At 62.0% G+C, this 587-nt stretch carries 1 protein-coding gene; it reads left to right on the top strand.

Going from position 1 to position 587, the window contains the following annotated elements:
* Nucleotides 1-587, top strand: a 587-nt coding sequence (locus tag M8744_RS17735) for an adenosylhomocysteinase (protein WP_251420066.1), incomplete at both ends; no start/stop codon positions are given.

Raw genomic sequence — 587 nt, forward strand, 5'->3', positions numbered from 1 at the left:
CTGGTCGACGGTATCCGCCGCGCCACCGACACGATGATGGCCGGCAAGGTCGCCGTGGTCTGTGGTTACGGCGACGTTGGCAAGGGCAGCGCCGCCTCGCTGGCCGGCGCCGGCGCCCGCGTCAAGGTGACCGAGGTCGACCCGATCTGCGCCCTGCAAGCGGCCATGGACGGGTTCGAGGTGGTGACGCTGGAGGACGCTGTTGCGACCGCCGATATCTTCATCACCACCACCGGCAACAAGGACGTGATCCGCATCGAGCACATGCGCGAGATGAAGGACATGGCGATTGTCGGCAATATCGGCCATTTCGACAATGAAATCCAGGTGGCGGCCCTGAAGAACCACAAGTGGACCAACATCAAGGAACAGGTGGACATGATCGAGATGCCGAACGGGCATCGCATCATCCTGCTGTCCGAGGGACGCCTGCTGAACCTTGGCAACGCCACCGGCCACCCGTCCTTCGTCATGTCGGCCAGCTTTACCAACCAGGTCCTGGCGCAGATCGAGTTGTGGACCAAGGGCGAGGACTACGGAAACAAGGTCTACATCCTGCCCAAGCACCTGGATGAAAAGGTTGCTCG

The sequence above is a fragment of the Lutimaribacter degradans genome (assembly GCF_023703375.1).
Lineage (GTDB): Bacteria > Pseudomonadota > Alphaproteobacteria > Rhodobacterales > Rhodobacteraceae > Lutimaribacter > Lutimaribacter degradans.